General features: G+C 74.6%; 26 protein-coding genes, 4 tRNA genes, 1 other RNA gene and 2 pseudogenes. 17 read left to right on the top strand and 16 right to left on the bottom strand.

Annotated features, from left to right (window positions below; genetic code table 11):
* Positions 1 to 51 precede the first annotated feature (51 nt).
* Both F1C76_12515 and F1C76_12510 read right to left on the bottom strand, forming a co-directional pair.
* Positions 52 to 384 carry a YbaB/EbfC family nucleoid-associated protein gene (locus F1C76_12515; GenBank protein QNG37294.1) on the bottom strand — a complete coding sequence of 111 codons (333 nt, stop codon included), beginning with the start codon at positions 382 to 384 and terminating at the stop codon, positions 52 to 54.
* A gap of 124 nt (positions 385 to 508) precedes the next feature.
* The gene (locus F1C76_12510; GenBank protein QNG37293.1) at positions 509 to 1,162 is read right to left on the bottom strand and encodes a TetR/AcrR family transcriptional regulator; all 654 of its coding nucleotides are present in this window, start codon (positions 1,160 to 1,162) and stop codon (positions 509 to 511) included.
* 94 nt (positions 1,163 to 1,256) lie between these two features.
* Here F1C76_12510 and F1C76_12505 point away from each other — a divergent pair, with 94 nt between their 5' ends.
* Positions 1,257 to 2,768, top strand: a complete 1,512-nt coding sequence (locus F1C76_12505) for an MFS transporter (protein ID QNG37292.1) — start codon at positions 1,257 to 1,259, stop codon at positions 2,766 to 2,768.
* 73 nt (positions 2,769 to 2,841) lie between these two features.
* Here F1C76_12505 and F1C76_12500 read toward each other — a convergent pair whose 3' ends face one another.
* The 3 genes from F1C76_12500 to ffs all read right to left on the bottom strand — a co-directional run bounded on the left by F1C76_12500 (position 2,842) and on the right by ffs (position 5,965).
* Positions 2,842 to 5,118 carry a DNA polymerase III subunit gamma and tau gene (locus tag F1C76_12500; GenBank protein ID QNG37291.1) on the bottom strand — a complete coding sequence of 759 codons (2,277 nt, stop codon included), beginning with the start codon at positions 5,116 to 5,118 and terminating at the stop codon, positions 2,842 to 2,844.
* A 34-nt stretch (positions 5,119 to 5,152) separates the two neighbouring features.
* Positions 5,153 to 5,821: a YceI family protein gene (locus F1C76_12495; GenBank protein ID QNG37290.1), complete on the bottom strand. Its 669-nt coding sequence runs from the start codon at positions 5,819 to 5,821 to the stop codon at positions 5,153 to 5,155.
* A 48-nt stretch (positions 5,822 to 5,869) separates the two neighbouring features.
* Positions 5,870 to 5,965: signal recognition particle sRNA small type (gene ffs, locus F1C76_12490), an RNA gene on the bottom strand.
* A 57-nt stretch (positions 5,966 to 6,022) separates the two neighbouring features.
* Between ffs and F1C76_12485 the strand changes: the two are divergent.
* Positions 6,023 to 6,886: pseudogene (locus F1C76_12485) on the top strand (EamA family transporter).
* Here F1C76_12485 and F1C76_12480 read toward each other — a convergent pair.
* Positions 6,878 to 6,962, bottom strand: a tRNA-Ser gene (locus tag F1C76_12480). The pseudogene F1C76_12485 and the gene F1C76_12480 sit on opposite strands and share 9 nt — an antisense overlap.
* 184 nt (positions 6,963 to 7,146) lie before the next feature.
* On the opposite strand from F1C76_12480, the gene F1C76_12475 reads away from it, so the two are divergent.
* Both F1C76_12475 and F1C76_12470 read left to right on the top strand, forming a co-directional pair.
* Positions 7,147 to 7,497, top strand: a complete 351-nt coding sequence (locus tag F1C76_12475) for a hypothetical protein (GenBank protein ID QNG37289.1) — start codon at positions 7,147 to 7,149, stop codon at positions 7,495 to 7,497.
* A gap of 34 nt (positions 7,498 to 7,531) precedes the next feature.
* On the top strand, positions 7,532 to 9,046 hold the full coding sequence (locus F1C76_12470; GenBank protein ID QNG37288.1) for a protein kinase: 1,515 nt from the start codon (positions 7,532 to 7,534) through the stop codon (positions 9,044 to 9,046).
* A 51-nt stretch (positions 9,047 to 9,097) separates the two neighbouring features.
* Here the strand turns inward: F1C76_12470 and F1C76_12465 are convergent.
* The 4 genes from F1C76_12465 to F1C76_12450 all read right to left on the bottom strand — a co-directional run bounded on the left by F1C76_12465 (position 9,098) and on the right by F1C76_12450 (position 10,784).
* Positions 9,098 to 9,186: transfer RNA gene (locus tag F1C76_12465), tRNA-Ser, on the bottom strand.
* Positions 9,187 to 9,196: 10 nt separating this feature from the next.
* Positions 9,197 to 9,655, bottom strand: coding sequence for a nucleoside deaminase (locus F1C76_12460; protein ID QNG37287.1), 459 nt, complete (start codon positions 9,653 to 9,655; stop codon positions 9,197 to 9,199).
* Entirely contained in the window at positions 9,652 to 10,290 is a 639-nt protein-coding gene (locus F1C76_12455) for an HAD-IA family hydrolase (protein QNG37286.1), read from the bottom strand. Before F1C76_12455 ends, F1C76_12460 begins: the two co-directional genes overlap by 4 nt.
* Positions 10,287 to 10,784, bottom strand: a complete 498-nt coding sequence (locus tag F1C76_12450; protein ID QNG39211.1) for a hypothetical protein — start codon at positions 10,782 to 10,784, stop codon at positions 10,287 to 10,289. Before F1C76_12450 ends, F1C76_12455 begins: the two co-directional genes overlap by 4 nt.
* Positions 10,785 to 10,794: 10 nt before the next feature.
* Between F1C76_12450 and F1C76_12445 the strand changes: the two genes are divergently transcribed.
* Genes F1C76_12445 through F1C76_12435 form a run of 3 tightly spaced genes read left to right on the top strand, consistent with a single transcriptional unit; the run spans position 10,795 to position 12,613 of the window.
* Positions 10,795 to 11,388: a hotdog fold thioesterase gene (locus F1C76_12445; GenBank protein ID QNG37285.1), complete on the top strand. Its 594-nt coding sequence runs from the start codon at positions 10,795 to 10,797 to the stop codon at positions 11,386 to 11,388.
* A complete protein-coding gene (locus F1C76_12440; protein QNG37284.1) occupies positions 11,385 to 12,305 on the top strand; it encodes a prephenate dehydrogenase/arogenate dehydrogenase family protein in 921 nt (306 codons plus the stop codon). Before F1C76_12445 ends, F1C76_12440 begins: the two co-directional genes overlap by 4 nt.
* A gap of 56 nt (positions 12,306 to 12,361) precedes the next feature.
* Entirely contained in the window at positions 12,362 to 12,613 is a 252-nt protein-coding gene (locus tag F1C76_12435) for a DUF2630 family protein (GenBank protein QNG37283.1), read from the top strand.
* Between the two features lie 25 nt (positions 12,614 to 12,638).
* Here the strand turns inward: F1C76_12435 and F1C76_12430 are convergent, their stop codons facing one another.
* On the bottom strand, positions 12,639 to 13,739 hold the full coding sequence (locus tag F1C76_12430; GenBank protein QNG37282.1) for a hypothetical protein: 1,101 nt from the start codon (positions 13,737 to 13,739) through the stop codon (positions 12,639 to 12,641).
* Positions 13,740 to 13,886: 147 nt separating this feature from the next.
* Between F1C76_12430 and F1C76_12425 the strand changes: the two genes are divergently transcribed.
* The 3 genes from F1C76_12425 to F1C76_12415 all read left to right on the top strand — a co-directional run bounded on the left by F1C76_12425 (position 13,887) and on the right by F1C76_12415 (position 17,075).
* Entirely contained in the window at positions 13,887 to 15,167 is a 1,281-nt protein-coding gene (locus F1C76_12425) for a lactate 2-monooxygenase (GenBank protein QNG37281.1), read from the top strand.
* 131 nt (positions 15,168 to 15,298) lie between these two features.
* Positions 15,299 to 15,580, top strand: a complete 282-nt coding sequence (locus F1C76_12420) for an MSMEG_0570 family nitrogen starvation response protein (protein ID QNG37280.1) — start codon at positions 15,299 to 15,301, stop codon at positions 15,578 to 15,580.
* A gap of 55 nt (positions 15,581 to 15,635) precedes the next feature.
* A complete protein-coding gene (locus F1C76_12415; protein QNG39210.1) occupies positions 15,636 to 17,075 on the top strand; it encodes an NAD-dependent succinate-semialdehyde dehydrogenase in 1,440 nt (479 codons plus the stop codon).
* 68 nt (positions 17,076 to 17,143) lie between these two features.
* On the opposite strand, the gene F1C76_12410 is transcribed toward F1C76_12415, so the two are convergent.
* From F1C76_12410 to F1C76_12400, 3 genes are all read right to left on the bottom strand, one after another.
* Positions 17,144 to 17,216 (bottom strand) — tRNA-Arg (locus tag F1C76_12410).
* Between the two features lie 25 nt (positions 17,217 to 17,241).
* Positions 17,242 to 17,330: transfer RNA gene (locus F1C76_12405), tRNA-Ser, on the bottom strand.
* A 77-nt stretch (positions 17,331 to 17,407) separates the two neighbouring features.
* On the bottom strand, positions 17,408 to 18,610 hold the full coding sequence (locus F1C76_12400) for an MFS transporter (GenBank protein ID QNG39209.1): 1,203 nt from the start codon (positions 18,608 to 18,610) through the stop codon (positions 17,408 to 17,410).
* Positions 18,611 to 18,749: 139 nt separating this feature from the next.
* Between F1C76_12400 and F1C76_12395 the strand changes: the two genes are divergently transcribed.
* The 5 genes and pseudogenes from F1C76_12395 to F1C76_12375 all read left to right on the top strand — a co-directional run bounded on the left by F1C76_12395 (position 18,750) and on the right by F1C76_12375 (position 23,395).
* Complete coding sequence (locus F1C76_12395) at positions 18,750 to 19,277, top strand: CGNR zinc finger domain-containing protein (protein QNG37279.1); 528 nt, start codon at positions 18,750 to 18,752, stop codon at positions 19,275 to 19,277.
* A 744-nt stretch (positions 19,278 to 20,021) separates the two neighbouring features.
* Positions 20,022 to 20,138: pseudogene (locus tag F1C76_12390) on the top strand (TetR/AcrR family transcriptional regulator).
* Between the two features lie 281 nt (positions 20,139 to 20,419).
* Complete coding sequence (locus F1C76_12385) at positions 20,420 to 21,844, top strand: phosphatase PAP2 family protein (GenBank protein ID QNG37278.1); 1,425 nt, start codon at positions 20,420 to 20,422, stop codon at positions 21,842 to 21,844.
* A 241-nt stretch (positions 21,845 to 22,085) separates the two neighbouring features.
* Complete coding sequence (locus F1C76_12380; GenBank protein ID QNG37277.1) at positions 22,086 to 22,499, top strand: hypothetical protein; 414 nt, start codon at positions 22,086 to 22,088, stop codon at positions 22,497 to 22,499.
* Positions 22,496 to 23,395 carry a hypothetical protein gene (locus tag F1C76_12375; protein QNG39208.1) on the top strand — a complete coding sequence of 300 codons (900 nt, stop codon included), beginning with the start codon at positions 22,496 to 22,498 and terminating at the stop codon, positions 23,393 to 23,395. Before F1C76_12380 ends, F1C76_12375 begins: the two co-directional genes overlap by 4 nt.
* Here F1C76_12375 and F1C76_12370 read toward each other — a convergent pair.
* Complete coding sequence (locus F1C76_12370) at positions 23,376 to 24,023, bottom strand: hypothetical protein (GenBank protein ID QNG37276.1); 648 nt, start codon at positions 24,021 to 24,023, stop codon at positions 23,376 to 23,378. The genes F1C76_12375 and F1C76_12370 overlap by 20 nt on opposite strands.
* A 240-nt stretch (positions 24,024 to 24,263) precedes the next feature.
* Here F1C76_12370 and F1C76_12365 point away from each other — a divergent pair, with 240 nt between their 5' ends.
* Together F1C76_12365 and F1C76_12360 are read left to right on the top strand one after the other, a co-directional pair.
* Positions 24,264 to 24,824 carry a DoxX family protein gene (locus tag F1C76_12365; protein QNG39207.1) on the top strand — a complete coding sequence of 187 codons (561 nt, stop codon included), beginning with the start codon at positions 24,264 to 24,266 and terminating at the stop codon, positions 24,822 to 24,824.
* An 11-nt stretch (positions 24,825 to 24,835) separates the two neighbouring features.
* Positions 24,836 to 25,861 (top strand): PHP domain-containing protein, encoded by a 1,026-nt coding sequence (locus F1C76_12360; GenBank protein ID QNG37275.1) that lies wholly within the window; start codon positions 24,836 to 24,838, stop codon positions 25,859 to 25,861.
* Here F1C76_12360 and F1C76_12355 read toward each other — a convergent pair.
* The gene (locus F1C76_12355; protein ID QNG37274.1) at positions 25,846 to 26,583 is read right to left on the bottom strand and encodes a hypothetical protein; all 738 of its coding nucleotides are present in this window, start codon (positions 26,581 to 26,583) and stop codon (positions 25,846 to 25,848) included. The genes F1C76_12360 and F1C76_12355 overlap by 16 nt on opposite strands.
* Positions 26,584 to 26,606 lie beyond the last annotated feature (23 nt).

Raw genomic sequence — 26,606 nt, 5'->3', positions numbered from 1 at the left:
CCTGCGCTCGTCGGGTCGCGCTCGTGGTGCGGTGGCTCCTGGTGCGGCGGCTCAGAAGCCGGGCAGGCCCATCCCGCCCATGCCGCCGGCCAGCGGGCCCATGGTCGCCTGGGTCAGCTCACCGGCGGCGCGGTTGGCGTCGCGCACGGCGGCGACGACGAGGTCCTGCAGCGTCTCGACGTCGTCGGGGTCGACGGCGTCCTTGGAGATGGTGATCGCGGTCAGCTCGCCGCTGCCGGTCATCGTCGCCGACACCATGCCGCCGCCGGCGGTGCCGGTGACCTCAGCCTGGGCGAGCTCCTCCTGCGCGGACGCGAGCTGCTGCTGCATGGCCTGCGCCTGCTTGAGGATCTGCGCCATGTCGGGGGCTCCACCGGGTTGCATGCCCCGAGGGTAGGGGGTGGGTCCGACACCCTCGCCCCGGCGTCGATCAGCTCCGACGACCACCGTGCGTCCGCCTCCACCGACGTCGGTGGAGGAGGACGCACAGTGGCGGAGGAGGACGGGTCTAGCGGGCGGGGCGGGCCAGCTCGGCGACGCAGCCCAGGTCGTGCTGGGAGGGCTGTCGGGCCGGCAGCGGGCTGGGGGCCTCCCGGCGCGTGGCCAGCCCGTCGAGGGCCAGGGTCAGGAACCGCTCGCGGAGCTCGTGGTCCCCGGGGCCGCCGATCCGGCTGACCATCGCCACCGTCATGCCCAGGTCGAGCTCGGTGACGTCGGGGCGCAGCGCACCGGCCTGCTGGGCCCGCCGCACCAGCACCCGGACGGCGGGTTCGATCCGCTCCCGCCCGGCGGCAACCCGGTCGTGCCCGTGCCCGGCCGAGGACAGCACCTGCGCCAGCCCCCGGTCGGCCGCCTGGGTCTGCACCCCCCAGCGGGCGAAGGCGCAGAGCCCCTCCCACGCGTCCGGGTGGTCGGCCGCGGCCTCCACCCGGGCGACGACGTCGTCGACCTGCTGGTCGAAGAGCGCCTCGACCAGGTCGGCACGGTCGGGGAAGCGCCGGTAGACGGTGCCCACGCCCACCCCCGCGACCCGGGCGATCTCGTCGAACCCGGCGGTCAGCCCGCGGTCGGCGTAGACCTCGCGGGCCGCCTCCAGGATCAGCAGGCGGTTGCGCTCGGCGTCGCGCCGCAACGGGCGCGCGGCCGGCGTGACGGAGGACATGACGCCATCGTAACCGAAGCGGAACAACCTCTCCGTTTTCCTTGCTACCGTCTCGACCGAACCGGAACGACCTTTCCACTTCCCCGGAGGACGCATGACCAGCACCACCCGCACCGGCCCGGAGGCGACTCCGCCCGGCGCGACCCCGGCCACCGACGGCGGCGACCGCCGCCGCTGGCTGGTGCTCGGCGTCGTCGCGCTCGCCCAGCTCATGGTCGTCCTCGACGCCACCATCGTGAACATCGCACTGCCCACCGCCCAGGCCGACCTGGGCTTCGGCAACGACTCCCGCCAGTGGATCGTCACCGCCTACGCCCTCGCCTTCGGCTCCCTGCTGCTGGTCGGTGGGCGCCTGGCCGACCTGGTCGGTCGCAAGCCGGTCTTCCTCGTCGGGCTGATCGGCTTCGCGCTGGCCTCCGCGGTCGGTGGCGCGGCCGACGGCTTTGGCGTGCTCGTCGCCGCCCGTGGTGCCCAGGGCGTGTTCGGCGCCCTGCTGGCCCCCGCCGCCCTCTCGCTGCTGACCGTCACCTTCACCGACGGCCGCGAGCGCGGCCGGGCCTTCGCCGTGTTCGGCGCCATCTCCGGCGCCGGTGGCGCGATCGGGCTGATCCTCGGTGGCGCGCTCACCGAGTACCTGTCCTGGCGCTGGTGCCTCTACGTGAACATCCCGATCGCGATCGTCGCCGTCGTCGGCGCGCTGGTCTTCCTGCCCCGCCGCGGCACCCGTGCCGCCGACGCCCCCGGCCTGGACGTCCCCGGTGCGCTGCTCAGCGTCGCCGGCCTGGTGTCCCTGGTCTACGGCCTGGCCAGCGCCGAGACCGAGGGCTGGACGTCGGGCACCACGCTGGGGTTCATCGCCGCCGGCATCGTGCTGCTGATCGCCTTCGTCGTCGTCGAGACCCGGGTGGACCACCCGCTGCTGCCCATGCGCGTGGTCACCGACCGCGCCCGGGGTGGTGCGTTCGTGGCCGTCGGGCTGGTCGGGGCCGGCATGTTCGGCGTCTTCCTGTTCCTCACCTACTACCTGACCCAGGTGCTGGGCTACGAGCCGCTGCCCACCGGCGTCGCCTTCCTGCCGATGATCGTCGCGCTGACCATCGCCGCCCAGACCTCCCCGGCGGTCGTCGCCCGGGTCGGGGTCAAGGTGCCCGTCGCCCTCGGCTTCGCCGTCGGCGCGGTCGGCCTGTTGATCTTCACGACGCTCGGTGTGGACAGCGGCTACTGGACCCACGTCTTCCCCGGCCTGGTCGTCGTGGGCCTGGGCATCGGGCTGGTCATCGCCCCCGCCTTCGCCGCCGCGACCCTCGGGGTGCGGGCCGACGACGCCGGGGTCGCCTCGGCCGCGGTGAACACCTTTCAGCAGATCGGTGGCTCCATCGCGACCGCGGTGCTCAGCGCCCTGGCTGCGGCTGCCGCCACCGACGCCCTGGTCGGCGTGGACCCCAGCGACCCGGCCGCCCTGCTGCAGGCCTCGGTCTCCAGCTACACGACCGTCTTCGCCTGGTCGGCGGCCATCTTCGCCGCCGGTGCCGTCGTCTGCGGCCTGCTCCTGCCGCACGGCGCCGTGCAGCGCGACCCGGAGTCCGCCCCGGTCATGGCGCACTGAGGAAGGACCCCCTCGCTCCCGGCGAGGGGGCCGGGGACGGGCGCTCACCCTGCGGGGTGGGCGCCCGTCGTCGTCAGCCCTCCAGCGGGCGGGCGCCGAGCTGGGTGCGCAGCAGCTGCAGCGCGGCCTGCTCGGGGTCGACCGGGGGCGGGGCGTCCTGGCCGGCGGCAGCGTCGACATCGGCCCGGCGCTCGGCCATCAGCTCGTCGGCCTCGGCGCTCTCCGCGGCCCGTGCCGCGGCACGGACCTGCTCGGGCGCCGGCGGGGGCGTCCCGGCCGGGGCCTGACCGGGGGCGTCGACGATCGCGGTCACCCGCCACCGCACCCCGAGCAGCTCGTTCAACGCCTCGCGGACGACGTCCTTGTTCAGGTCGTCGCCCAGCCTGCGCGACAGCGCCGGCGAGGTGGTCGACAGCGTCAGCACGCCGTTGGACAGCTCGTGCACCTGGGCGTTCTTCAGCAGCGCCTCGGTGGTCCGCTTGTGCCGCTTGACCACGGCCATCAGCTCGGGCCAGATCCGCCGGACGTCGGCGGTGGTCAACGCGCCGTCCTCGGCCTGGTCGGGCGGGTTGGCGGTGACCAGCGGGGTGGGCTCCCCGCCGCGGGGAGCGGGTGAGGACTCCGCGGCCGCCCGCGGCTGCGGTGCGGCCTGCGCGGCGGGAGCAGCAGGACGGCTGGGGGCGGGCCAGTCCTCGTCGTCGGTGGGCTCGGGCGGCAACGGGACGTCGGGCTCGGACGACGTCTCCGCGGGCCGGGGTGTGGGCGCGGGCGCAGCCGGCGGTGCACCGGGCACCGCGGTCTCCGGCCAGCCGTCCACCTCGGCAGCTGCGGCCGGGACGGGCCGGGCAGCGGCCGCCGCCGCGGTCGACCGGTCCAGCGAGGACACCGGCGCCCCGGGGGTCGCGGTCTCCGGCCAGCCGTCCTCCTCCGCCGCCGGTGCGACCGGGGCAGGGGTGGGGGCAGGGACCGGCGCGGCAGGCGTCGGGTCCGGCGCAGGGGTCGGCGCGGCCGGCCGTGGCTCGGGCGCCGGAGCGGGGGGCGGTGTCGGAGCAGGCGCCGGGGTGGGCTCGGACCGCGTCTGCGAGGGCCGGACGTACGCCCGCGAGGCACTCGGGGCCGAGGCCTCCTCCGCAGCGGGAGCCCGCACCGGTGCAGGCGCGACCTCCGGACGGCCCGCGTGCTCCCCGGCGATCGACATCCGCCGCTCGAGCCGCTCCAGACGCTGCAGGGTGGCCACCGCCGAACCGTCGACCCCGGGCAGCAGCATGCGGGCGCAGACCAGCTCCAGGAGCAGCCGCGGCGCCGTCGTCCCGCGCATCTCGGTGAGGCCCTCGTGCACGGTGTCGGCGAGCCGGGACAGCGTCGCGGCCCCCATCGAGGTGGCCTGCCGGCTCATCAGGTCCAGCCGGTCGGGCGGGCAGTCGAGCAGCCCGTTGCCACCGGCCTCGGGGACGGCCTCCAGCACGATCAGGTCGCGCAGCCGGTCGAGCAGGTCGGTGGCGAACCGGCGGGGGTCGTGCCCGGCCTCGACCACCCGGTCGACGGCCTGGAACACCCCGGGGGCGTCGCTGGCGGCCAGTGCGTCGAGGGTCTCGTCGAGCAACGCGTCGTCGGTGACCCCGAGCAGGCCGACCGCGGTCTTGTAGGTGACGCCCTCGGGCCCGGCGCCGGCCAGCAGCTGGTCCAGGATCGACAGCGAGTCGCGCACCGACCCGCCGCCGGCCCGCACCACCAGCGGGAAGACGGTCTGCTCGACCTCGACGCCCTCCCGCTCGCAGGTGCTCTCCAGCAGCTTGCGCAGCGTGGTCGGCGGGACCAGCCGGAACGGGTAGTGGTGGGTGCGCGACCGGATGGTCGGCAGCACCTTCTCCGGTTCCGTGGTGGCGAAGACGAAGACCAGGAACTCCGGCGGCTCCTCGACCACCTTGAGCAGCGCGTTGAAGCCCGCCGTCGTGACCATGTGGGCCTCGTCGACGATGTAGACCTTGTACCGGCTGTGCACCGGGGCGAAGAAGGCCCGTTCCCGCAGGTCGCGGGCATCGTCCACGCCACCGTGGCTGGCGGCGTCGATCTCGATGACGTCGATCGAGCCCGGGCCGTCCGGCGCCAGCGCCACGCAGGAGACACAGACCCCGCACGGCGTCGCCGTGGGGCCCTGCTCGCAGTTCAGCGAGCGGGCCAGGATGCGCGCCGAGGAGGTCTTCCCGCAGCCCCGGGGGCCGCTGAAGAGGTAGGCGTGGTTGATCCGCCCGCTCTCCACCGCGTTCACCAGCGGGGTGGTGACGTGCTCCTGCCCGACCACCTCGGCGAAGGTCGCCGGACGGTACTTGCGGTAGAGCGCCAGAGCCACACCCCGAGGCTACGGGTCTCCTCCGACACTCCTGCTACTGCGCGAGCACCAGGAAGAGCTCGACCGAGCCGGCGTCCTCGACGGAGACGAAGCCCAGGTCCGGCGCGGTCACGTCGTAGTCGCTGAAGGTCACCGGGATCGAGCCGGAGGCCTCGACGCCGTCGGCGGTCCGGACGACGGACAGGTCCACCGTCACGTCCTGGGTGACCCCGTGCAGCGCGAGCGTCCCGGCGACGGGCACGGTCACCGGCGTCCCGGTCAGCTCGGGCAGGTCCACGGCCCGGTCCACGACGAAGGAGGCGGTCGGGAACTCCCCGACCTCCATCACGTCGTCCCGGAAGTAGGAGTCCCGCCGGTCGCTGTCGGTGGTGACGGAGGCGACGTCGACGTCCACCTCGGCCGAGGCCAGGTCCCCTCCGCTGACGACGACGGTGCCGGTCACCTGGTCGGTCGTGCCGGCCACGGTCACGTCGGCGCCGTTGAGCACCTCGTCGACCCGGTAGCCGGCCGACGAGCCGCTGCTCACGGTCCAGGTGCCGTCAGTGGTCTCGACGAGCGGTGCGTCGGAGTCCTGCGCCTGCACGGTGGTCGCCGGGGCGGCGTCCTCCTGCAGCGCGGCGTAGACGAGCGGTCCGCCGACGGCACCGACCACGACGAGCGCGGCGACACCCCCGACGACGGTCCAGGTGCGGCGACTGGGCACGAACACTCCCGATGATGAAGGTTCAAGCAGTCTAGCCGTGCCGGAAACACAAGGGACCCCCCGCACACCCGCCAGAGCCCGCTTATCCTTGCTGCCTTCCGGCCCTGGGGAGGTTCACAGGATGACGCCGCACGAGGGGTCTGCCGGTCAGTCTAGAGGACGCCCGGGGAACCCGGTGGACGCCTCCGCGATCATCTCCCGGTGACCACCCCGGCCCGCGGTTTCGCCCTCGTCGTCGCCGCGGCACTGGCCTGGGGCACCTCCGGGGTCGCCGGGGACGCCGTGCTCCGCCGCACCGACCTCGACCCGCTCGACGTCGCCTGGCACCGGATGGCGATCGGGGCGGCCCTGCTGGTCGCCCTTCAGCTCGCCCGCCGGAAGGCGTCCACCACCGACGGCGCCCGGGCGCGCCTCCTGGTGGTCGGCGTCGGGCTGGCGGTCTACCAGGCCGCCTACTTCCTCGCCGTGGGCACCGCGGGCGTCTCGATCGCCACCCTGGTCGCCCTGGGCGCCGCCCCGCTGCTCATCGCGGTCGGCGGCAGCCTGCTGGGCCACGGCCGGCCCGACACCACGACCTGGGCCGCGCTGGCCGTCGCCCTGGTCGGTCTGGTGCTGCTGGTCGGGGTGTCCGCGACCGGGGACGGCGGGGACGCCGTCGTGCTGGGGGCGCTCACCGCGCTGGGCTGCGCGGTCGCGTACGCGGCCGTCGTCCTCACCTCGTCGCGGGTGCCGGCCGGGGTGCCGACGACCACGATCGGCTTCGCCGTGGGCGCCGTCGCGCTGACCCCGGTCGCCCTGGCCGTCGGGCTGGACTCCACCACCGACCCGGTGGCCCTGGCGCTGCTGGTCTACCTGGGCGCGGTGCCCACGGCACTGGCCTACGGGCTGTTCTTCACCGGGGTGCGAGCGGTGCCCGCGGCGGTGGTGTCGATCGTGACGCTGCTCGAACCGCTCACCGCGACGGCGTTGGCCACGGTGCTGCTGGGCGAGCGGCTGGCCCCCACCGCACTGGTGGGGGGCCTGCTCATGCTCGGCGCCGTGGCCGGGCTGTACCTGCGGAGGATGGGAGATTCGAACTCCCGAGGGCTTGCACCCAACCCGCTTTCCAAGCGAGCGCCATAGGCCACTAGGCGAATCCTCCAACTGCGCCGACCAGACTACCGGTCGACCCGGGGCGGTTCGGCCCCGGCTCTCGGCGGCCGGCACCGGGTGGGCCGCCCGAGGGTGCGGACGTCGGATGCGGCGGGGTCACCGGTGTGGTCAGCGGGGTCGGGACCGGGCAAGCTCGGGCCCGACACCGCAGCACCGACCCGGGAGAGCACGCGATGAGCAGCGACGCCGAACAGATCCGCCCCGAGGTGGTGGACGCGATCGTGGCTGCGCTCACCGAGACCGACCCCAGCGACCTCCCCGAGGACGCGACGCGCGCGGAGAAGGACGCCGCCAAGGACCGGTACTTCACCCGGATGATCGCCGGCCGCGACCAGCGCGACCGGCAGGTGCGGGCCTGGGAGCTGCTGCTCACCCGGAGCTACGAGGACCCGCCCACCTGGGCGCAGCTGTTCGACGACCTGCCGGCCGGCACCGAGACCGAGCTCGCCGAGCTGTACGACGCCCTGCCGGAGGGCGCCCAGACCGAGTACGCCCAGCGGTACGGCACGCCCGCCCAGGCCTGAGCGCCCGACCGGCACCGCCGGTAGCGTCGCCGGGATGACGAGCGCCGGGATCGGCCCCGGGTACCGGGTGGCCGGGCGCTACCGGCTGCTGTCCCGACTCGGTGGCGGCGGGATGGGCGCGGTCTGGCTGGCCACCGACGAGCGGCTGGGCCGCGAGGTCGCGATCAAGCAGGTGGTGCTGCCCCCCGGCGTGGACCCCGCGGTCGCCGAGGAGCACCGGGCCCGCACGATGCGGGAGGGCAGGATCGCCGCACGGGTCAGCCACCCGCACGCGATCAGCGTCTACGACGTCGCCGAGGACGGCGGCCAACCGTGGCTGGTCATGGAGCACCTGCCCTCGCGCAGCCTGGCCGACGTGCTGTCCGCCGACGGGGTGCTGCCGGTGCAGCAGGTCGCCCAGATCGGTGCCCAGCTGGCCGACGCCCTGGTCGCCACGCACGCCGCCGGGATCGTGCACCGGGACGTGAAGCCGGGCAACGTCCTGGTCGGGCAGGGCGACCGGCTCGAGGGCCTGGTCAAGATCACCGACTTCGGGATCTCGCACGCCCAGGGCGACGTCCGGCTGACCCAGACCGGGATGCTCACCGGCACCCCGGCGTTCCTGTCTCCCGAGGTCGCCCGCGGCCAGGAGCCGGGCCCGGCCGGCGACGTGTTCAGCCTCGGCGCGACCCTCTACACGTGCCTGGAGGGCGACCCGCCGTTCGGCTCGTCGGGCAACTCCCTGGAGATGCTGCACCGGGCCGCGGCCGGCGACGTCCGCCCGCCGCAGCGCTCGGGTGCGCTCACCGCGACGATCGAGCGGATGCTCGGCACCGACCCGGCGGCCCGCCCCACGATGGCCCAGGTGCGCGACGAGCTGGCCGGCCTGGCCGCGGGACGCGGGGGCGACGTCACCGCCGTGCTCACCGCCCGGACGCCGCTGCAGACGGTGCCGGCACCGCCCCGCGCACCGACCCGCACCGACCTGCCCGCTCCCCCACGGCGGACGGCGGTCGCTCCGGCCCCGGCACCCCGCCGGTCCCGTGGCGGGCTGGTGGCCGCGGGCCTCGTGCTGGTCCTGCTGCTGGTCGCGGGCGGGGTCTTCCTGGTCACCCGGCCCGACGACGCGTCCACGACGACGGCCGACCCCACGACGTCCGCCCCGGCGACGTCGGCCGCCCAGCCGGTCGCCCCCACCGAGGACCCGACCACCGAGGCCGCGCCCACCACGGAGGCCACCACCGAGCCGACCGAGGACGTCGTCACCGCCGCCGACGTGGCCACCGCGATCGAGGGCTACTACGCGCTGCTGCCCGGTGACCCGCAGACCGCCTACGGCCTGACCGGCCCGACGCTGCAGGAGGCCTCGAGCCGCGGCGACTACACGTCGTTCTGGAACCGGTTCGACGACGTCGTGCTCGGCCCGGTGAGCGCCACCGACGGGTCGCTGGAGGCCACCGGGCAGGTCACCTTCGTCGAGGACGGCGAGGAGCAGGTCGAGCAGCACCGCTTCGTGCTGGTCGAGGGCGCGGACGGCGCGCTGCTCATGGACGTCGACGTCATCGCCTGAGGGCCGGGACGACGAGAGGGCGGCACCCGCGTGGGTGCCGCCCTCTCGTGCTGGCGGTGGCGGTGGGATTTGAACCCACGGAGGCTGTGAACCTCACACGCTTTCGAGGCGTGCTCCTTCGGCCGCTCGGACACGCCACCGTGGAGCAGACTACAGGCCCCGCTGGGCGCGGAAGAAGGCGCGTAGGAGCTCCCCGGACTCCGCCGCCCGCAGCCCGGCGAGCACCTCGGGACGGTGGTTGAGCCGGCGGTCCCGGACGACGTCCCACAGCGAGCCGGCCGCCCCGGCCTTGGGGTCGTCGGCGCCGTAGACCACCCGGGCGACCCGGGACAGCACGGCCGCCCCGGCGCACATCGTGCACGGCTCCAGGGTCACCACCAGGGTCGCGCCGGTGAGCCGCCAGCCGTCCCCGTGCGCGGCCGCCGCTGCCCGCAGCGCGAGCACCTCGGCGTGCGCGGTGGGGTCGCCGGTCCTCTCCCTCTCGTTGGCCGCCTCGGCCAGCACGGTGCCGTCGGACCCGAGGACGACGGCACCGATCGGTGCGTCCCCCCAGCCCGGCGCCGCGGCGGCGAGCTCGAGCGCGCGGTCCATCGCCTGCTCGGGGGTCATGCCAGCCGCACCCCGGTGAGCCGGGCCAGCTCGGCGAGCGCCTCGGCCGGGTCGACGACCTTGACCGTCTGCCAGCCCAGCGCCCGGGCCGGCTTCAGGTTGGGGCCCAGGTCGTCGAGGTAGGCCACCTCGCTCGGCGCGATCTCCCGGGCCACGGCCCGGGACAGCCGCTCCAGGGTCAGCGGGTAGATCTCGGGCTCGGGCTTGCGGATGCCCTCCACCGAGCTCTCCACGACGACGTCGAAGAGCTCCATCAGCGCGCCGTGCTCGGACGCCGGGTCCATCGGGGCGGCGTTGTTGGTCAGCAGGGCCAGTGGCACCCCCGCCGTCCCCAGGTGCCGGATCGCGGTGACCACCTCGGGCCGCACGCTGCCCTTCAGCGCGGCGAGCACCCGGGTGGCGTCGACGTCGTGCCCGGCCGCGCGCGCCTCGGCCTCGAAGACCTCGACGAACCCGTCGCGGTCGAGCTCGCTGCGCTCGAAGCGGGCCCAGGCGTTGGTGTGCGCGTTCTCGGTGTTGAGCCGGGCGATCAGCCCCACCGGCAGGCCGGCGTCGCGCTCGTAGTCACCGAAGGCGGCCAGCGGGCTGGTGGTGATCACCCCGCCCAGGTCGAAGACGACCGCGGAGACGGTCACGGCGCGATCGCCGCGGCGAGCTCGTCGGCGAAGCCGAGCCGGGTGGCGATCGCGGCGACCATCTCGTCGGCCCAGAGGTCGGCGGTGAGGATCGGCTGGAGCTCGGCGGCCGGCAGCCCGCCGTCGGAGAAGAGGTCCAGGTCGCCGGCGGGGAAGCCGTCCTCGTCGTCGTCGTCCGTGGCGTCCTCGTCGACCTCGATGCCGTAGCGCTCCACGACCTCGCTGGCCAGCACCCACTCCTGCAGGGTCACGTCGCTGATCAGTGCGCGGACCATCCCGCCCGGACCGTGGGTGAGGGCGACGAAGTACAGCCGGGTGTCGACCACGAACACGTAGGGCCCGGGCCAGCTCGCACCCGGCTCGCCGAGCGCGCGCTCGAGCACCGGCAGCTCGTCGGAGGCGTCCTGGGCGAGCAGCTCGACCACCCAGCGGTCGGACTGCTTCTCCACCCGCACGGCCCAGGAGGGCAGCACCTCGGTCATCGGGCCGGTCATCGGGTCGCTCATGGGTGCGATCATCGCCGACGTGGCCGACCCCGACAGCACCGCGCCCGCCCCCGACGTCCCGCCGGCGCTGTTCGCTGCCCTGGCCGCCGACCCGCTGGCCGCCCACCTGGGCATCACCCTGGAGCAGGTGGCACCGGGGTACGCCCGGGCGTCGATGACGGTCGGCCCGGCACAGCTCAACGCGGTGGGGACGGCGCACGGCGGGGCGACCATGGCGCTGCTGGACGTGGTGCACGCCGCGGTGAGCAACAGCCACGGCACGGTCGCCGTCGCCCAGGACGTGCACACCGAGTTCCTGGCCCCCGGCCGCCCGGGTGACCACCTGGTCGCCGAGGGCACCGAGCTGCACCGCAGCAGCCGGACGGCGGTCTACCGCATCGAGGCGCGCGCCCAGGACGGCCGGATGGTGGCCATCGCGCTGGCCCGGGTGTTCCGCACCGACCGCGACTGGGAGCTGGCCGGCCCCGCCGCTCCCCCGACGATGCAGCTCACCCCGGTCGACGCCGACGCCGCTCCCCCGCCACCCCCGCCGGTGGGCGGGCCCGGCACCCGCCCCGCCGGCCCGACGCCGGCCCCGGACGAGCTGCGGTGAGCCGGCTCCCGGTGCCGACCATGCCCGCGCCCCCGGTCTCCGTCGTGGGGCTGGGCCAGCTGGGTGGGTCGCTGGCCGCCGCGCTGGTGGCCGCGGGCAGGCCGGTGACCGGCTGGGACACCGACCCGGCCGCCCGAGACGCCGCCGCTGCGCGTGGGGTGACCGTCGGCCGGGAGCTGTCCGGGGTGGTCGTGCTGGCCACCCCGCTGCCGGCGCTGGCCACCGCCCTGGAGGACCTGGACGTCGACGACGACGCGACGGTCACCGACCTGGGCTCGGTGAAGGCGCCGGTGCTGGCCGCGCTGCGCGAGCGGTTCGGCACCCGGGTGGTCGGCGGGCACCCGATGTGCGGCACCGAGCGCAGCGGGCACGCCGCGACCGACCCCGAGCTGTTCCGCGGTGCCCGCTGGGCGGTCTGCCTGGAGCCCGACACCGAGCTGCCCCGCTGGCTGCGGGTCGCCGAGCTGGCGCTGGCCGTCGGCGCCCAGGTGGTGCCGGTGACCGCCGCCGAGCACGACGCCGCGGTCGCCGCGATCAGCCACGTCCCGCACCTGCTGGCCGCCGCCCTCGCGGCGGCCGCGGGTGACGCCGGCCCGCTCACCCTGGGGCTGGCTGCCGGCAGCTTCTCCAGCGGCACGCGGGTGGTCGGCAGCGACCCGGCCTTCGTCACCGCGATGGTCGAGGGCAACGCCGGGCCGACGGCGGCCGCGCTGGACGCGGTGCGGGCCCAGCTGGACCGGCCGTGGCCCGAGCTGGTCGAGGCCGGGCACGCCGTCGTGACCGGGCGGTCCGCGCAGCGGCGCACCGTGCGGGTGCCGCTGGACCGGGCCGCGTTGCTCGCGCTGGGCCGCGCCGGCGGCGCGGTGGACCGGCGGCTGGCCGCCTTCGTGGAGGGCTGGGTGCCCGCCGGGGCGTAGGCCGGCGCCCGGAGGGGCAGGGTGGGGGCTCACCCACGACGAGAAGAGGCCACCCCGTGACCGCACCCGACCCCACCGAGGCCGACGTCCTCGGCCGCATCCACAGCCTCGTCGAGGAGGAGCACCAGCTCCGCGAGAGCGCCGCCGAGCACGGCGAGGACCAGCGCGCCCGGATGGCCGAGCTGGAGAAGCACCTCGACCAGGCCTGGGACCTGCTGCGCCAGCGGCGGGCCAAGCGCCAGTACGGCAACGACCCGGCCGAGGCCGACGACCGCCCGGAGTCCCAGGTGGAGAGCTACCTGCAGTAGCGGTCCTGGCCGGCGCCCCCCGCGATCAGCTGGGGGCGCCGCCCGGCGCCTGCCAGTCGTCGCGCCGGGGACGACGGGCCGCGGCCGAGGCCAGCGCGACGGCCACCCCGAGCAGCCCCAGCCCGGCAGCGAGCAGCGGCCACGGCGTGCCGCCGGTCGCCGCGGGCACCTCGACGGCGGCGACCTCGAGATCGACCCCCGCGGTCTGGGCCGACTGCACCCCGACCAGCTGGACGACGGCGGCACCCAGGTCGGTGTCCTGCGGGATCTGCACGACCGCCTCGACCGCGCCGTCGGAGTCGGCGGTCACCGTGGCCAGCGGCGTGACGGCGCCGGCCAGCGTCACCGTGACCTGCTCGCCCGGGGTGAACCCGGTGCCGCGGATGGTGACCACGCTGCCCGGGGAGACCTGCCCGTTCGAGGACGAACCGCCCAGCGGACCACTCGGGCTGCCCGGTGTCGACGGGGTGGCCGGGGTCGTCGGGGCGGACGTCGACGGGCTCGGGGTGGTCGGCCGCGGGGTGGTCGACGGCCCGGTCGACGACGGACCGGACGACGACGGCGGGGTGGTCGGGACCGGGATCGTCGACGGCGGGGCCGTGGTCGGGGCGCTGCTGCTGGGCGGGGTGGTGCCCATGGTCGGCGTCGTGGTCGGCGGGCTCGTCGGCGGCGGCGTGAGAACCGCGTCGCAGTCGGCCTCGCTGGGGCGCACCCGGGAGCCGATGACGATCGGGGACTGCGGGCCGGCGGCGGTGGTGACCGCGACGGCGATCTCGACCGACGTCCCCCAGTCGACCTCGGCGCCCTCGAGCACCACGGTCTGCCCCGGGTCCAGGGACGCCTGGTCGCCGGCCGGTGCACCGTCGTAGGTGAGCTCGACGGTCGCGGCCTCGCTGCCGGCCGTGACCTCGACGCGGACGTACCCGTCGACGCAGTTGGGCCCGTACGTGAGCCGTGCGGAGGCCGGTGCCACGAGGGCGGGCGCCGGGCTCGGGGTGGGCGTCGCGCTCGCCGTCGGGGAGGGTTCCACCGGCGCCGCCCACGCGGGGCCGACCGGGCCGACGACCAGGGCTGCCGCGAGCACCACGAGCAGCACGGACCGGTGCGCCGACACTGCGCTGCGCACTGCTCCCCACCCCCGTCGTCCTGCTCGTCCCTGCTGTGTTCCCCGCCCATCATCCCCGCTGACCACCCAGGGTTGTCGAGTCGTGACCGGGTTCCCGGGCGTGTCGGCCGCGCCGCACGGGGTGGCGCCGGTCACTAGCGTCGGGCCATGAGCGCAGGCGCAGGGACCGGACGGCGGCGGCAGGACGAGGTCTACCGGGCAGGGGTCTACGGCCGCCGTCCGACGGTCCCCACCGTGCACACCCGGCTGGCCGCCGCGGCCGGGCGGAAGCTGACCGCACGGGCGCTGGGGTACGTGGCCGGCGGCGCGGGCGGGGAGTCGACGGTGCGCGCCGACCGGGCCGCGTTCGACCGCTGGCAGGTGGTGCCGCGGGTGCTGCGCGACGTCAGCGCACGGGACACCTCCGTCGAGCTGTTCGGACGACGCCTGCCCGCCCCGCTGCTGCTCGGCCCGGTGGGGGCGCTGGAGCTGGTGCACCGCGACGCCGACCTCGCCGTCGCCCGGGCTGCGGCTGCCACCGGGGTGCCGATGGTGTTCTCCAACCAGGCCTCGGTGCCGATGGAGACGACCGCGGCGGCGATGGGCGACTCGCCGCGGTGGATGCAGCTGTACTGGTCGACGTCCGACGAGCTGGTGACCTCGATGCTGCGCCGGGCCGAGGCGAGCGGTTGCGAGGCCGTCGTCGTCACCCTGGACACCACGATGCTGGGCTGGCGTCCGCGGGACCTGGACCTGGGCCACCTCCCGTTCGCCCTGGGCAAGGGCATCGCGCAGTACACCTCCGACCCGGTGTTCCGCCGGCTCGTCGAGGAGCGGGCGGCCGCCGCCGGGCCGCGCGGACCGCAGCCCCGACCCACCGCGGCCGCCGTCGCCGCGATGGTCGGGATGGCCCGGGCCTGGCCGGGGTCGCTGCGGGAGAACCTGCGCTCCCCGCTCCCCCGGGCCGCCGTCGAGACCTTCCTGGGCATCTACTCCCGGCCCTCGATCACCTGGACCGACCTGGCCTGGCTGCGTGCCCAGACCCGGCTGCCGATGCTGCTCAAAGGGGTCCTGCACCCCGACGACGCCCGTCAGGCCGTGGACGCCGGCGTCGACGGGCTGGTGGTCAGCACGCACGGCGGCCGACAGGTGGACCGCTCGATCGGCGCGCTGGACGCGTTGCCCGACGTCCTGGCCGCGGTCGACGGCCGGGTGCCGGTGCTGCTGGACAGCGGGGTGCGCAGCGGCGCCGACGTGTTCGTCGCCGTCGCGCTCGGCGCCCGCGCCTGCCTGCTGGGCCGCTCCTACGTCTACGGGCTGGGCCTGGCCGGGGAGGCGGGTGTGCGCCAGGTGGTCGAGGACGTCGTCGGCGAGTTCGACCTGACCCTCGGGCTCACCGGGCACACCTCGGTCGACCAGCTCTCCCCGGAGGTGCTGCGCAGGTCTTGACGGCGCTGTGTGTCCTGCGTCACAGTGGTCGTGGGCGGGGCAGCCGGCAAACGAAGGCTCCTCACCGACGAGCGCAGCCGACCAACGCGGCCAGACCGCCAGGACCGGCGCCCCGCCCCACACTCGTCCCCATGCCGGAAGTGGAGTTCGACGTGCACTGGCCCGACGGACGCTCGGGGTGGGTGTACTCGCCGTCCCTGGTGGTGGAGGACGTGTTCACCGTCGGGCACCCCTACCCGGTGGCCGAGTTCGTGGCGCTGAGCCGGGACGCGATGCGGACCGCCAGCGACCGGGTGCAGGCGCGGTGGGGGTTCCCCTGCTCCCGGGCGGCGGCGACGCTGGCCGGCATCGAGGCCCGGGCAGCCGGGTTCGCCGACGGCGAGGTCACCGTGGCGGGCTTCCGCCGCTGCTGAGCGGGGCCGGTGGTGGTGGGATGACCCGGTGACGACCGACGTGCAGATCCCCGGCATCTCCTCCCCCGTGCCCACCGGCGTGTTCATCGGCGGGAGCTGGCGCGACGCGTCGTCCGGGGCGACCTTCGACGTGCTCGACCCGGCCGACGAGACCGTGCTGGCCACCGTCGCCGACGGCACCACCGACGACGTGACCGCCGCGGTCGACGCCGCCCACGCCGCCCTGCCCGGGTTCGCCGCGACCCCGCCCCGTCAGCGCGGGGAGATGCTGCGCCGGGCGTTCGAGGCGATGACCGCCCGGGCCGACGAGTTCGCGCTGCTGATGACCCGGGAGAACGGCAAGGCCACCGCCGACGCCAAGGCCGAGCTGACCTACGCCGCGGAGTTCTTCCGCTGGTTCGCCGAGGAGGCCGTGCGCATCGACGGCGACTACCGGGTCGCGCCCGCCGGCGGCACCCGCACGATCGTGACCCGCCAGCCCGTCGGGGTCTGCCTGCTGGTCACGCCGTGGAACTTCCCGGCCGCGATGCTGACCCGCAAGCTCGGCCCCGCCATCGCCGCCGGCTGCACCGTGGTGGTCAAGCCGGCCGAGGACACCCCGCTCACCGCGCTGCTGCTGGCCCAGGTGCTCGCCGAGGCCGGGGTGCCCGACGGCGTGGTCAACATCGTCCCCACGCTGAACGCGAAGGACGTCGTGGCCACCGCGATGGCCGACCCCCGACTGCGCAAGATCAGCTTCACCGGGTCGACCGAGGTGGGCAAGATCCTGCTCAAGCAGGCCGCCGACCAGGTGCTGGTCTCCTCCATGGAGCTCGGCGGCAACGCCCCGTTCGTGGTCTGCGACGACGCCGACCTCGACGCCGCCGTCGACGGCGCGATGCTGGCCAAGATGCGCAACGGCGGCGAGGCCTGCACCGCGGCCAACCGCTTCTACGTGCAGTCCTCGGTCGCCGACGCGTTCGCCGAGAAGCTGGCCGCTCGGATGGGCGCGGTGCAGGTCGGGCGTGGGGACGACGAGGGCGTCGGCCTGGGTCCGCTGGTCAACGAGGAGACCGTCGCCAAGGTGGACCGGATCGTGCAGGCCACCGTCGAGGCGGGCGCCCGGGTGGTCACCGGCGGCACCCGGCCGTCCGGTCCAGGCTTCTTCTACCCGCCGACCGTGCTGGTGGACGTGCCCGCGGGCTCGGCCGCCGTGGTCGAGGAGACCTTCGGCCCGGTCGCCCCGATCGCGACCTTCTCCGACGACGCCGAGGTGCTCGAGCTGGCCAACTCCACGCCCTTCGGGCTGGTCGCCTACGTCTTCACGCAGGACCTGGCGCGCGGCCTGCGCCTCTCCGAGGCCCTGGAGTTCGGCATGGTCGGCGTCAACCGCGGCGTGGTCAGCGACCCGGCCGCCCCGTTCGGCGGCGTGAAGCAGTCGGGCCTGGGCCGCGAGGGCGCCCACGAGGGCCTGGCCGAGTACCTGTCGACGAAGTACGTGAGCTTCCCGCTGTAGGACCCCCGGACAGTCGTCAGCCCCCGCACTCCGAGGAGTGCGGGGGCCGGCGCTGTCTCAACCAGACGTGCACCCGAAGGGATTCGAACCCCTAACCTTCTGATCCGTAGTCAGATGCTCTATCCGTTGAGCTACGGGTGCCTGGTGGTGCTGTTCAGTTGTTGCGCGGAGGCTCCGGGATTTGAACCCGGGATGGGCCAAAACCCAAACCGCATTAGCAGTGCGGCGCCATAGACCGGACTAGGCGAAGCCTCCCCGGGCTCCAGGTTCCCCCGGGAGCACCGAGGATGAAGACTACCAGCGCCTCCGACCCCGGGCTCCCGGGGGGTGCCTCAGGCCGCGACGGGTTCGCGCACGACCGGCGCCGGCACCCGCCGACCCGGCAGCAGGGTCACCGCGACGGCCAGCGCAGCCGCGGTCGCGGCCATCACGAGCGCGCCACCGACGCCGTAGGAGGTCTCCACGATCGCCCCGCCGACGGCCGCTCCGACCGCGGAGGCGCCGAACGCGATCGTCGACAGCCAGGTGAACGCCTCGGTGGTGGCGTCGGCCGGGGCGATCGAGCCGACCAGGGAGTTCTGCACGGTCAGCGTCGGGGCGATCGCGGTGCCGCCCAGGAACAGCAGCGCACCGAGCACGAGCGGGCTGGAGACCGCGGCGAGCGGCACCATGCCGATCGTCGTCCCCAGCAGGCCCCAGCGGTAGAGCCGCGGCAGCGAGACCGACAGCACCCGGGCGCCGAACCAGAGCCCGCCGGCGACCGACCCGAGGGACCAGGTCGCGAGCAGCACGCCGGACAGCCCGGGGCTGCCTGCGGCGTCGGCGAACGCCGGGACGGCGACCTCGATCGCGCCGAACGCGAGCATCAGCGCGGTGCCGCTGACCAGGACGCGGGGCATGCCCGGCACCCGGACGGTGGAGAACAGGCTGCGCTGCACCGGGACGGCGGGCTGCCAGGCGCGCATGGCGCCGGAGAACGCGATGCCCAGGGTGCCGACGACGGTGAGCACGCCGGCCAGCGCGATGGCCGCGACCGGGCTGGCGAGCAGGGTGAGCGCGGCGACCGTGGTGGGGCCGGCGACGAAGACCAGCTCGGTGGTGGTGGCGTCCAGGGCGTAGGCGGTGGGGCGGACCCGGGGGTCGACGCGGGACCACAGCGCGCGCACGGTGCCGCTGACCAGCGGCGTGCTCATGCCGGCGGCGGCCGAGGCCGCCACCATCAGCGGCACCGACGTGGTGGTCAGCACGGTGGAGGCCAGCACGACCAGCAGCAGCGGGTAGGCCACGGCCTGGGAGAGCAGGATGACGCGGGCGCCGCGGCGGTCGGCCAGCCGGCCGAGCACGGGGGCCATGACCGCCATCGCGATGCCGTAGGTGGCCGAGGCCAGGCCCGCGACGGCGTAGGAACCGGTCTGCTGCTGCACCAGCAGGAGCAGCGCGAGGGGGACCATGGCGGACGGCAGCCGACCGGCGAAGCCGGCGACGAGCAGCACCGGGGCGGACGGCAGCCGCCACACGGTGAGGTACTGGCGCATGACGGAGCTCACTTCGAACGTACGAGAGGGGGAATCGTAGGGTGCAAACCACCGTTGGCCCCCTACGTGTTCCCGACGGTACGAGCCGGTTCGTAGGGAGTCAAATGCGTGACGACGCCTACACGGCGGGAGGGTCCTGATGGACTACGACGACTACGGCTCCAACGCCGTCGAGCTGGCGATCGACCTGGCCAACGCCGACCAGACGGACTCCTGGGTGCCGGAGTTCCTGACCGCGCACGACGAGTGGTTCACCGACGGGACGGCGCTCGAGCTGACGGCGCGGCAGGCCCGCGCGGTCGCCGAGACCGCCGACCTCGTGCGCGAGGTGGCGCTGGCGGAGTCCCAGGACGAGGTGGTGGCGCGGCTCAACGCGCTGCTCGCGATGGCGGCCCCGAAGCCCTACGCCACCGACCACGACGGCGAGCTGCACCTGCACTACGCCGCCGCAGAGGCCGGCGCGCTGGAGCAGCTGACCACCACGGTGGCGATGGGCCTCTCGCAGGTGGTCGTGCAGCACGGCTGGCAGCGGCTGGGGGTCTGCGCGGCCGAGGGATGCGGGAACGTCTACGTGGACACCTCGCGCAACGCCAGCCGGCGGTACTGCTCGAACACCTGCGCGTCCCGGTCGTCGGTGGCGGCGTACCGGGCGCGGCAGAAGAGCTAGGCCATCCGGCGGCGCGGCGTCGTCCGGACGTGGCCGATGCCGACCACCCCGGCGACGCCGACCCCGAGGAGCACGACCCCGCCGAGGGCGTAGACCGCGGCGACGTCGGGCAGCGGGGTGCTGCTGGCGGCCGGGTCGAGCCGATCGGCGAGGGCGCTCAGGGTGCGGACGGCGTCGTCGACGGGCGCGGTGAACGAGCCGATCGAGGCCAGTGCGGCCGCCGACCGGTCGACCGACACCTGCGCGGCGGCGACGACCTGGGCGACGTACTCGGCCTGCGCGGCGACACCGCGGGCCCCCTGTGGGAGGGCGAGGACCTGGTCGCGGTTCGCCACAGCGGTGGCCAGGGCGGCCTGGGCCTGCTCGACCGAGGTGGTGACGGCGGTGACCTGGTCGGCGAGGAGGTCGCGAGCGGTGCTGGCGTCGGCGAGCGCGGCGGCGACCTGGTCGCGGGTGTACGTGGCGTCGGCGAGGGCCGCGGCGTTGGCCCGGTCGGCGTAGCCGGCGGCCAGCAGCTGACCGGCCTCGGCCTCCGCGGCGTGCCGCGCGCCGTCGGTGGCGGCCGTGGCCGCGGTGGCGGCCAGCGCGGTCGCGGTGTCGGCCTCCGCCGAGCCGCCGGTGCTGGGCTGCTCGGGGACGACGACGGGACCCTGCTGCTGGGACGGGCGGCTGGAGCCGGTGCCCTGGGTGGTCGGACGGGGGGTCGCGCGCTGCGTCGGAGCCGGGGCCTGCTGCGTCTGCGGGGCCGCGGTCTCGGGGGCAGGTGCCGGGGCGGGGGCCGGCTCGGGGGCGGGGGCCGGCTGGGGCGCCGGGACGGGGACCGGTGCCGGTGCCGGTGCTGGTGCCGGGGCGGGCGAGGGCGCCGGGGTGACGGGCTCCGGCTCGGGGGCAGGGGTCGGCGCCGTCTCCTCGGCCGGCGCCGGGGTCGGCGCGACCTCGGCCAGCGCGGGGCCCGCGGTGGCGGTCGCGCCGATCAGCGTGGCGGCGAGCAGTGGGAGCAGTCGGACCCTGGTGCGCACGTCGTGTCAGTCCCTCGTGGTGGTGGAGATGGCGTCCCCCTCCCATCGACCGGTGCACGGCGGGTCCGCACCCGTCGTCCCTCGGAGGGGTGAGGGCCCAGGTCGGCGTCGTAGCGTCGTCGCGTGCCTTCTCCCCGCCGCCTCGACGCCCGCCTGCAGGCCGCCGTCCACCGCCTGCCCCAGACGCGCGCCGACGGGACGTTGCGCCGGCTGTCCGAGCTGGCCGACCACGGCAAGCTCTGGGTGGGGGTCGGGCTCGTGCTGGCCGCCAAGCAGGGCGCACCCCGGCGGGCGGCGATCCGGGGGCTGGGGTCGATGGCGGTGTCCAGCGCGCTGGTGAACGTCGTCCTCAAGCCGGTGTTCCGGCGGGGGCGGCCCGAGAGCGGGGCGCTGTCCTCGCGGGCGCTGGACCGCGAGCTCACCACTCTGTCGTTCCCGAGCGGGCACTCCGCGTCGGCGGCGGCGTTCGCGACCGGGGTGGCCATGGAGAGCGCGTGGGCCGGGGCCCTGGTCGCGCCGGTGGCGTTGGGGGTCGGGTACTCGCGGGTGCACGTGGGCGTGCACTACCCCGGTGACGTGCTGGCCGGGATGGCGGTCGGGGGTGCGATCGCGGCGGCCAGCCAGCACTGGTGGCACGTGCGGCCGACGACGCCGGCGAAGGTGCGGACGTCGTTCGCGGCGCCCGCGCTCCCCCGGGGCGAGGGGCTCACCGTGGCGGTGAACCCGCGCTCGGGCCGGGAGGACTACGACCCGGCCGAGGACATCCAGGGCCTGCTGCCCGGGGCGACGGTCGTCGACATCACGCCGGCGCAGTCGGTGACCGACGTGCTGACCGAGGCGGCGCAGAACGGTGCGCGGGCGCTGGGCGTGGCCGGCGGCGACGGCAGCGTCGCAGCGGCCGCGGCGGTGGCGCTCACCCACGGGCTGCCGTTGGCGGTCCTGCCGGCCGGGACGCTGAACCACTTCGCGCGGGACGTCGGGGTGGCGACGCCGGTGGAGGCGGCGCAGGCGGTCGAGGCTGGGCACGGGGTGCAGGTGGACGTGGCGACGGTGAACGGGACGTCGTTCCTGAACACCGCGAGCATCGGGCTGTACCCGGAGATGGTGCGACGGCGGGACGCGATGAAGGGCCGCATCGGCAAGTGGGCGGCGCTGACGGTCGCGGCGGGCCAGGTGCTGCGGACCGGGTCGCCGATCGAGCTGGTCGTGAACGGGCAGCCGATCCGCGCGTGGATCCTCTTCGTCGGCAACGGCGTCTACACCCCGCGGGGACTGTCACCGGCCTGGCGCCCGTCCCTGGCCGACGGGATGCTGGACGTGCAGTACCTGCGGGCCGACCTGCGCTTCGGCCGGACCCGGGCGGTGCTCGCCACGCTGTTGGGGGTGAGCGAGCACAGCCGCTCGTACGCGCAGTTCCAGGTGGAGCAGCTGCGGGTGGAGTCCCGGTCGGGGCCGCAGACGGTGGCCTACGACGGGGAGACCGGGTCGGCCGCCACGTCGTTCACGTTCACGAAGCGTCAGCGGCTGACTGTGTACTGCAACCGCTGATCCCCTTGTCCACAGCGGGGGTCGTCTCAGGCCTCTGACCTGCATAGACTCCCGTGACTTCTGTCGGGAGACGCGGGGGCGTGAGATGCGGGTCAGGTCTGTGCTGGCGGTGGGCTGTGCTGTTGCCCTGCTCGCCTCCGGGTGTTCGCGGGGGCAGGAGGCGAACGGGACGCTGCCGACGGCGTCGGGTTCTGCATCCGCGGAGGCGACTCTCGAGCCGTTGGGGCCGGCGGACTTTCCAGTGCCTGACGAGGCTCGCCAGCAAACGGCCTCGGGCGCGGACGCTGCGTTCCGCTACTACTTGTCTCTCATCGGGCGCCAGGCTGGCGTAGACGGGGGGCCACTGCGCCAACTCAGCCAGGACTGCGAGCTCTGCACGTTCTTTGCAGACCAATCGGACGCCGACGCACTTGAGGGCATCTCGTTCCAGGGGGGCGAGATAACGGTTGCTGCCTCTGCACCTCCTGCCGTCAACGACCTGCTCGCCGAGTTCTCTGCAACAGTCGACCAAACCGCGGTCTCTGCGACCGATGCCCAGGGTCAGGCGCTCCCCGATCGCAGCGAAGATGCCGTCTTTGGGGTACCAACATCGGCCTCGATGACCTGGTCCACTACCAGCCAGGCATGGATTACCACGAGCTTGCTCTTCGAATGAGGCGCACGTCGCTTGTCGTGGCTGTGCTGGTAGCCGTTGCCGTCCTCGCTCCTACACCTGCCCTTGCCTGCTTCGGTGCAACATGCCCCCCGCCCTCGGCTGATGTGTCGATCGGAGAGGGGAGCGTCACGACCGCTGTCGTGTCGGGGGCACCGGGTGACGCAGTACGGAGCGCTAGCTTCGCGACCCCCACGTTGCGTACCTACGAGTTGGTGCGGCCGTGCGACTTCACTGACGGCCCGCAAGGAGCTTGCGAGGTCGGTCTTGAACCCTGCGTACAGATCGAAGGACGCGTAGTCACGCAGTTCTACGTCATCAGCCGCCGGGTCGTGCAGGGAGATGCGGCAGCCATCGACGGACTCGCACCCGCTCCCGGGGCCGTCCCAGGCGCGAATTACGGGCCCCCAACCAACGAAGGCCTCAGCTGCGTCGATGTCACCGACCTGAATCCCCCGCCGTCCCCCGACGAGGTCTTCCGCTACTTCCAGACGCTCCCGCTGCCCGAGCTGGTAACCCAGCAGCAGCCCCCGGGCAACGGGCTGGTCGGGCTGCCGGTCATCTTCTTCACCGACAGCCCGACGCAGCAGACGTTCACCGTCGACATCCGGGGCTTCCAGGTCGTGATCGTGGCGGGGGCGCAGTCCTACACCTGGCACACCGGCGACGGCACCACCCTCACCAGCACCGACCCCGGCGCCCCCTACCCCGGACAGACGGTCACCCACGACTACTCGTCCGGCAGCTACACGGCCTACGTCACGGTCACCTGGGGTGCGACGTTCAGCGTCGACGGCGGCGCGCAGGTCGCCGTCCCGGGCACGACCACCACGGACGGGCCTGCGGTCACCTTCGCCGTCCTAGAAGCGGGCGCCGTCCTCACGAACCCGTACGACTGAGCCGGCCGCTGCCGGCGTGCTGCCCTCGCCCGCCGAGGCGACGCCGCGCCCTGGCCCGGGCGACGGCCCCCAGCAACGCGACCGCGGTCAGCGCCTCCCCGAGCTCCTCGACGAAGGTGGCAGCCGTCAGGGGCAGCGGCTGGGGCTGCACGACCGCGACCGTCCGGGTGACCACGTCCAGACCCAGGGCGGCCACCGCGTAGACGGCCAGTCCCAGCACGACGAGCCCGCTGCCGGCGACCCCCCACGCACGGCCTGCGGCCCACAGTGCGGGCAGACCCACGACGGTGCAGACGGTCCCCACGAGCAGGGTCAGCGTCGTCCCGTCGGAGGTCTCCAGCACCGAGTGCGCGCTCACGAGCTTGGCGAAGACCAGCCCCGCGCCGATCGCCGTGACGGCGCTCCACCAGAGCCGGGACGTCCCCCGCGTCTGCACCGCAGCGACGGCGGCAGCCACCGCGGTCGCGGCGAAGACCGCGGTGGTGAACAACCGCGGCAGCCCGCCGATGGCGTCCAGGTCGACGATCCACTCCCGGCCCGGGAGGGGGCAGGACCCCACGGCGCACCGCCACCGGACCAGGAACCCCAGGGAGAACAACCCCAGTGCCAGCCCGACGAGGGCCCACAACCACGTGTCGTCCCGCGGACCGGGAGATGCCGGTCGCGGGGTCACCTGACCAGTGTGCGCGCCCCGGGCCGGGCCGGGACCTGCGCCGTCGGTCACACCCAGGGTCTCCCCAGGCGTCCCCCACCGGACGTCACTACGGTCCTGACGAGGGTTGCCCGGCGGTCACCGCGGGCACAGGACCCGCCGACGTCGTCGATGGAAGAGGTACTCCCCATGTTGGTCCGCCGGATCGCTCGGCCGCTGCTCGCCTCCTCGTTCGTGTACGGGGGCATCAGCACGCTGCGGAACCCCCAGAGCCGGGTTCCGGGCGCCACCAAGATCGTCGGTCAGCTCGCGGAGCAGGCCGACAAGCAGCTCCCGGTCGAGGTCTCCAAGGACGTCGAGCAGTGGGTGAAGGTCGATGCCGGGATCAAGGTCGGCGCCGGCGCCACGTTCGCGCTCGGGGTCTTCCCGCGGCTGTCCGCCCTGGCCCTCGCCGCGTCGATCGTGCCGACCACGCTGGCCGGGCACCGCTTCTGGGAGGACAGCGACCCGGAGAAGAAGTTCAGCAACCAGGCGCACTTCCTGAAGAACGCCGGACTGCTCGGCGGTCTGCTGATCGCCGCCGTCGACACCGAGGGCAAGCCCTCGGCCGGCTGGCGCGTGAAGAACGTCAGCGAGCGCACGATCAACAAGGCCGAGAAGAAGTTCGAGAAGGCCTCGAAGAAGGCCGAGAAGGCACAGAAGAAGGCCGCCCGTGGCCGCACCGGGCGCAAGATCCGCAAGCAGGCCAAGGCTGCCAAGAAGGCCGCCGGGCTCTGAGCACCACCGGCATGACACCCGCGGGCGCGCTCCGGAGGATCGCCTTCCTCCTGGAGCGCGCCCGCGAGCCGTCCTACCGGGTGAAGGCGTTCCGCACCGCGGCGGCCGTCGTCGACCGGATGGCTGACGGTGAGCTCGAGCACCGGGTGCGGACCAGGACGCTGAAGGACCTCTCCGGCATCGGCGACAAGACGGCGACCGTCATCCTCGAGGCCGCCGCCGGGAAGGTCCCTTCGTACCTGCAGGACGTCGAGGACGAGCAGGTGCCCGAGGAGCTCAGTGGCCCCGCCGCCGAGCTGCGGGCGGCGCTCAAGGGCGACCTGCACACCCACTCCGACTGGTCCGACGGCGGCAGCCCGATCCGTGAGATGGCCGAGGCGGCCCGCGACATCGGCCACGACTACCTGGCGCTCACCGACCACTCCCCCCGGCTGACCGTCGCGAACGGGCTCACCGCGGAGCGACTGGAACGCCAGCTGGACGTGGTCGCCGAACTGAACGCCGAGCTGGCCCCGTTCCGCATCCTGACCGGGATCGAGTGCGACATCCTGGCCGACGGCTCGCTGGACCAAGACGAGGACCTGCTGTCACGGCTGGACGTCGTCGTCGCCAGCGTGCACTCCGACCTGCGCGCCGCCAAGGCGCAGATGACCGAGCGGATGCTGGCCGCGGTCACCAACCCGCACACCGACGTCCTCGGGCACTGCACCGGAAGGCTGCTGGTCGAGCGTCAGCAGGCCGGCGGAAAGACGCAGCGCCCGCGCCCGGAGAGCACCTTCGACGCCGAGGCCGTGTTCACCGCCTGCCTCGAACACGGCGTGGCCGTCGAGATCAACTCCCGCCCCGAGCGGCTGGACCCGCCGATGCGCCTGCTGCAGCTCGCCGCCGACATCGGCTGCGAGTTCTCGATCGACACCGACGCGCACGCACCGGGGCAGCTGGACTGGCAGGGCGCCGGGTGCGAGCGGGCGGTGCAGGCGGGGATCGGTGCAGACCGGGTCGTCAACACCCGGGCGCCGGATCAGCTGCGGGGCTGAGTCCTCCGGTCGGCCTCGACCGGCTCCGGGCTCCCCTCGTCGTCCTGGCGGCGGAAGCTCCAGCCGGCCGGGAGGACGAGCTTGGGTGCGACACCCAGGAGCACGGCAAGGAGCAGTCCGACCGCTGCGATGCCCTCGGTGCCCTCCTCCACCAGTGCCGCCGCCGCGGTCAGCGGGTGTCCGTGGCCCAGGGCGCTCTCGACGACGCCTGAGACCGTGGACAGGCCCACCGATGCCCCCGCGTAGACGGCGAACCAGGTGAGGACCCGTCGACGGTCACGGCGGTCGTCGCGGCTCAGCCACCACAACCAGGCGATCCCGGCGGCAGCGACGGACCCGGAGAGCAGCAGGGTCCGCACCGGGTGCGCGTACCCGTCGATGGCCTCCAGGACGACCTTGTGCACGACGCTGCCCGCCTTGACGACGGCGACGAGCGCAGCGACTCCGGCGATGGCGGTCCACCAGGTCCTGCGTCCCCTCAGCCGTGCAGCCCCGGAGAGCGCGGCGACGGCGACGGCGACGAAGACGGCCGCGATGAGGAGCCGGGGAGCCGAGAAGGGGAGCTCCATGGACAACGGTCGGGAGATCCACCGGGGGGCGTGCAGCACCCGGAGGAGGAAGCCCACGATCTCGAGGCCTACGACGACCCCGCCCAACCGCCAGGCCCACCGGGGCACCGGCGGCCGGCGGACACGCGCCCGTGGGGCGACGACGGTGGACACGCTGTGCTGTCTACCGTCCCGCG

The sequence above is a fragment of the Geodermatophilaceae bacterium NBWT11 genome (assembly GCA_014218215.1).
Classification (GTDB): Bacteria; Actinomycetota; Actinomycetes; order Mycobacteriales; family Geodermatophilaceae; genus Klenkia.
Note: the sequence above shows the minus strand (reverse complement) of the source record. Positions and strands in the feature narration are given on the sequence as shown.

Excerpts from the sequence above, each read along its gene's own strand:
- F1C76_12450 (QNG39211.1), bottom strand. The coding sequence starts at position 10,784 with ATGACCGGCCCGATGACCGAGGTGCTGCCCTCCTGGGCCGTGCGGGTG.
- F1C76_12395 (QNG37279.1), top strand. The coding sequence starts at position 18,750 with ATGGACTACGACGACTACGGCTCCAACGCCGTCGAGCTGGCGATCGAC.
- F1C76_12460 (QNG37287.1), bottom strand. The coding sequence starts at position 9,655 with ATGACCCCCGAGCAGGCGATGGACCGCGCGCTCGAGCTCGCCGCCGCG.
- F1C76_12445 (QNG37285.1), top strand. The coding sequence starts at position 10,795 with ATGGGTGCGATCATCGCCGACGTGGCCGACCCCGACAGCACCGCGCCC.
- F1C76_12375 (QNG39208.1), top strand. The coding sequence starts at position 22,496 with ATGAGGCGCACGTCGCTTGTCGTGGCTGTGCTGGTAGCCGTTGCCGTC.
- F1C76_12510 (QNG37293.1), bottom strand. The coding sequence starts at position 1,162 with ATGTCCTCCGTCACGCCGGCCGCGCGCCCGTTGCGGCGCGACGCCGAG.
- F1C76_12425 (QNG37281.1), top strand. The coding sequence starts at position 13,887 with ATGAGCGCAGGCGCAGGGACCGGACGGCGGCGGCAGGACGAGGTCTAC.
- F1C76_12420 (QNG37280.1), top strand. The coding sequence starts at position 15,299 with ATGCCGGAAGTGGAGTTCGACGTGCACTGGCCCGACGGACGCTCGGGG.
- F1C76_12505 (QNG37292.1), top strand. The coding sequence starts at position 1,257 with ATGACCAGCACCACCCGCACCGGCCCGGAGGCGACTCCGCCCGGCGCG.
- F1C76_12400 (QNG39209.1), bottom strand. The coding sequence starts at position 18,610 with ATGCGCCAGTACCTCACCGTGTGGCGGCTGCCGTCCGCCCCGGTGCTG.
- F1C76_12360 (QNG37275.1), top strand. The coding sequence starts at position 24,836 with ATGACACCCGCGGGCGCGCTCCGGAGGATCGCCTTCCTCCTGGAGCGC.
- F1C76_12515 (QNG37294.1), bottom strand. The coding sequence starts at position 384 with ATGCAACCCGGTGGAGCCCCCGACATGGCGCAGATCCTCAAGCAGGCG.
- F1C76_12470 (QNG37288.1), top strand. The coding sequence starts at position 7,532 with ATGACGAGCGCCGGGATCGGCCCCGGGTACCGGGTGGCCGGGCGCTAC.
- F1C76_12475 (QNG37289.1), top strand. The coding sequence starts at position 7,147 with ATGAGCAGCGACGCCGAACAGATCCGCCCCGAGGTGGTGGACGCGATC.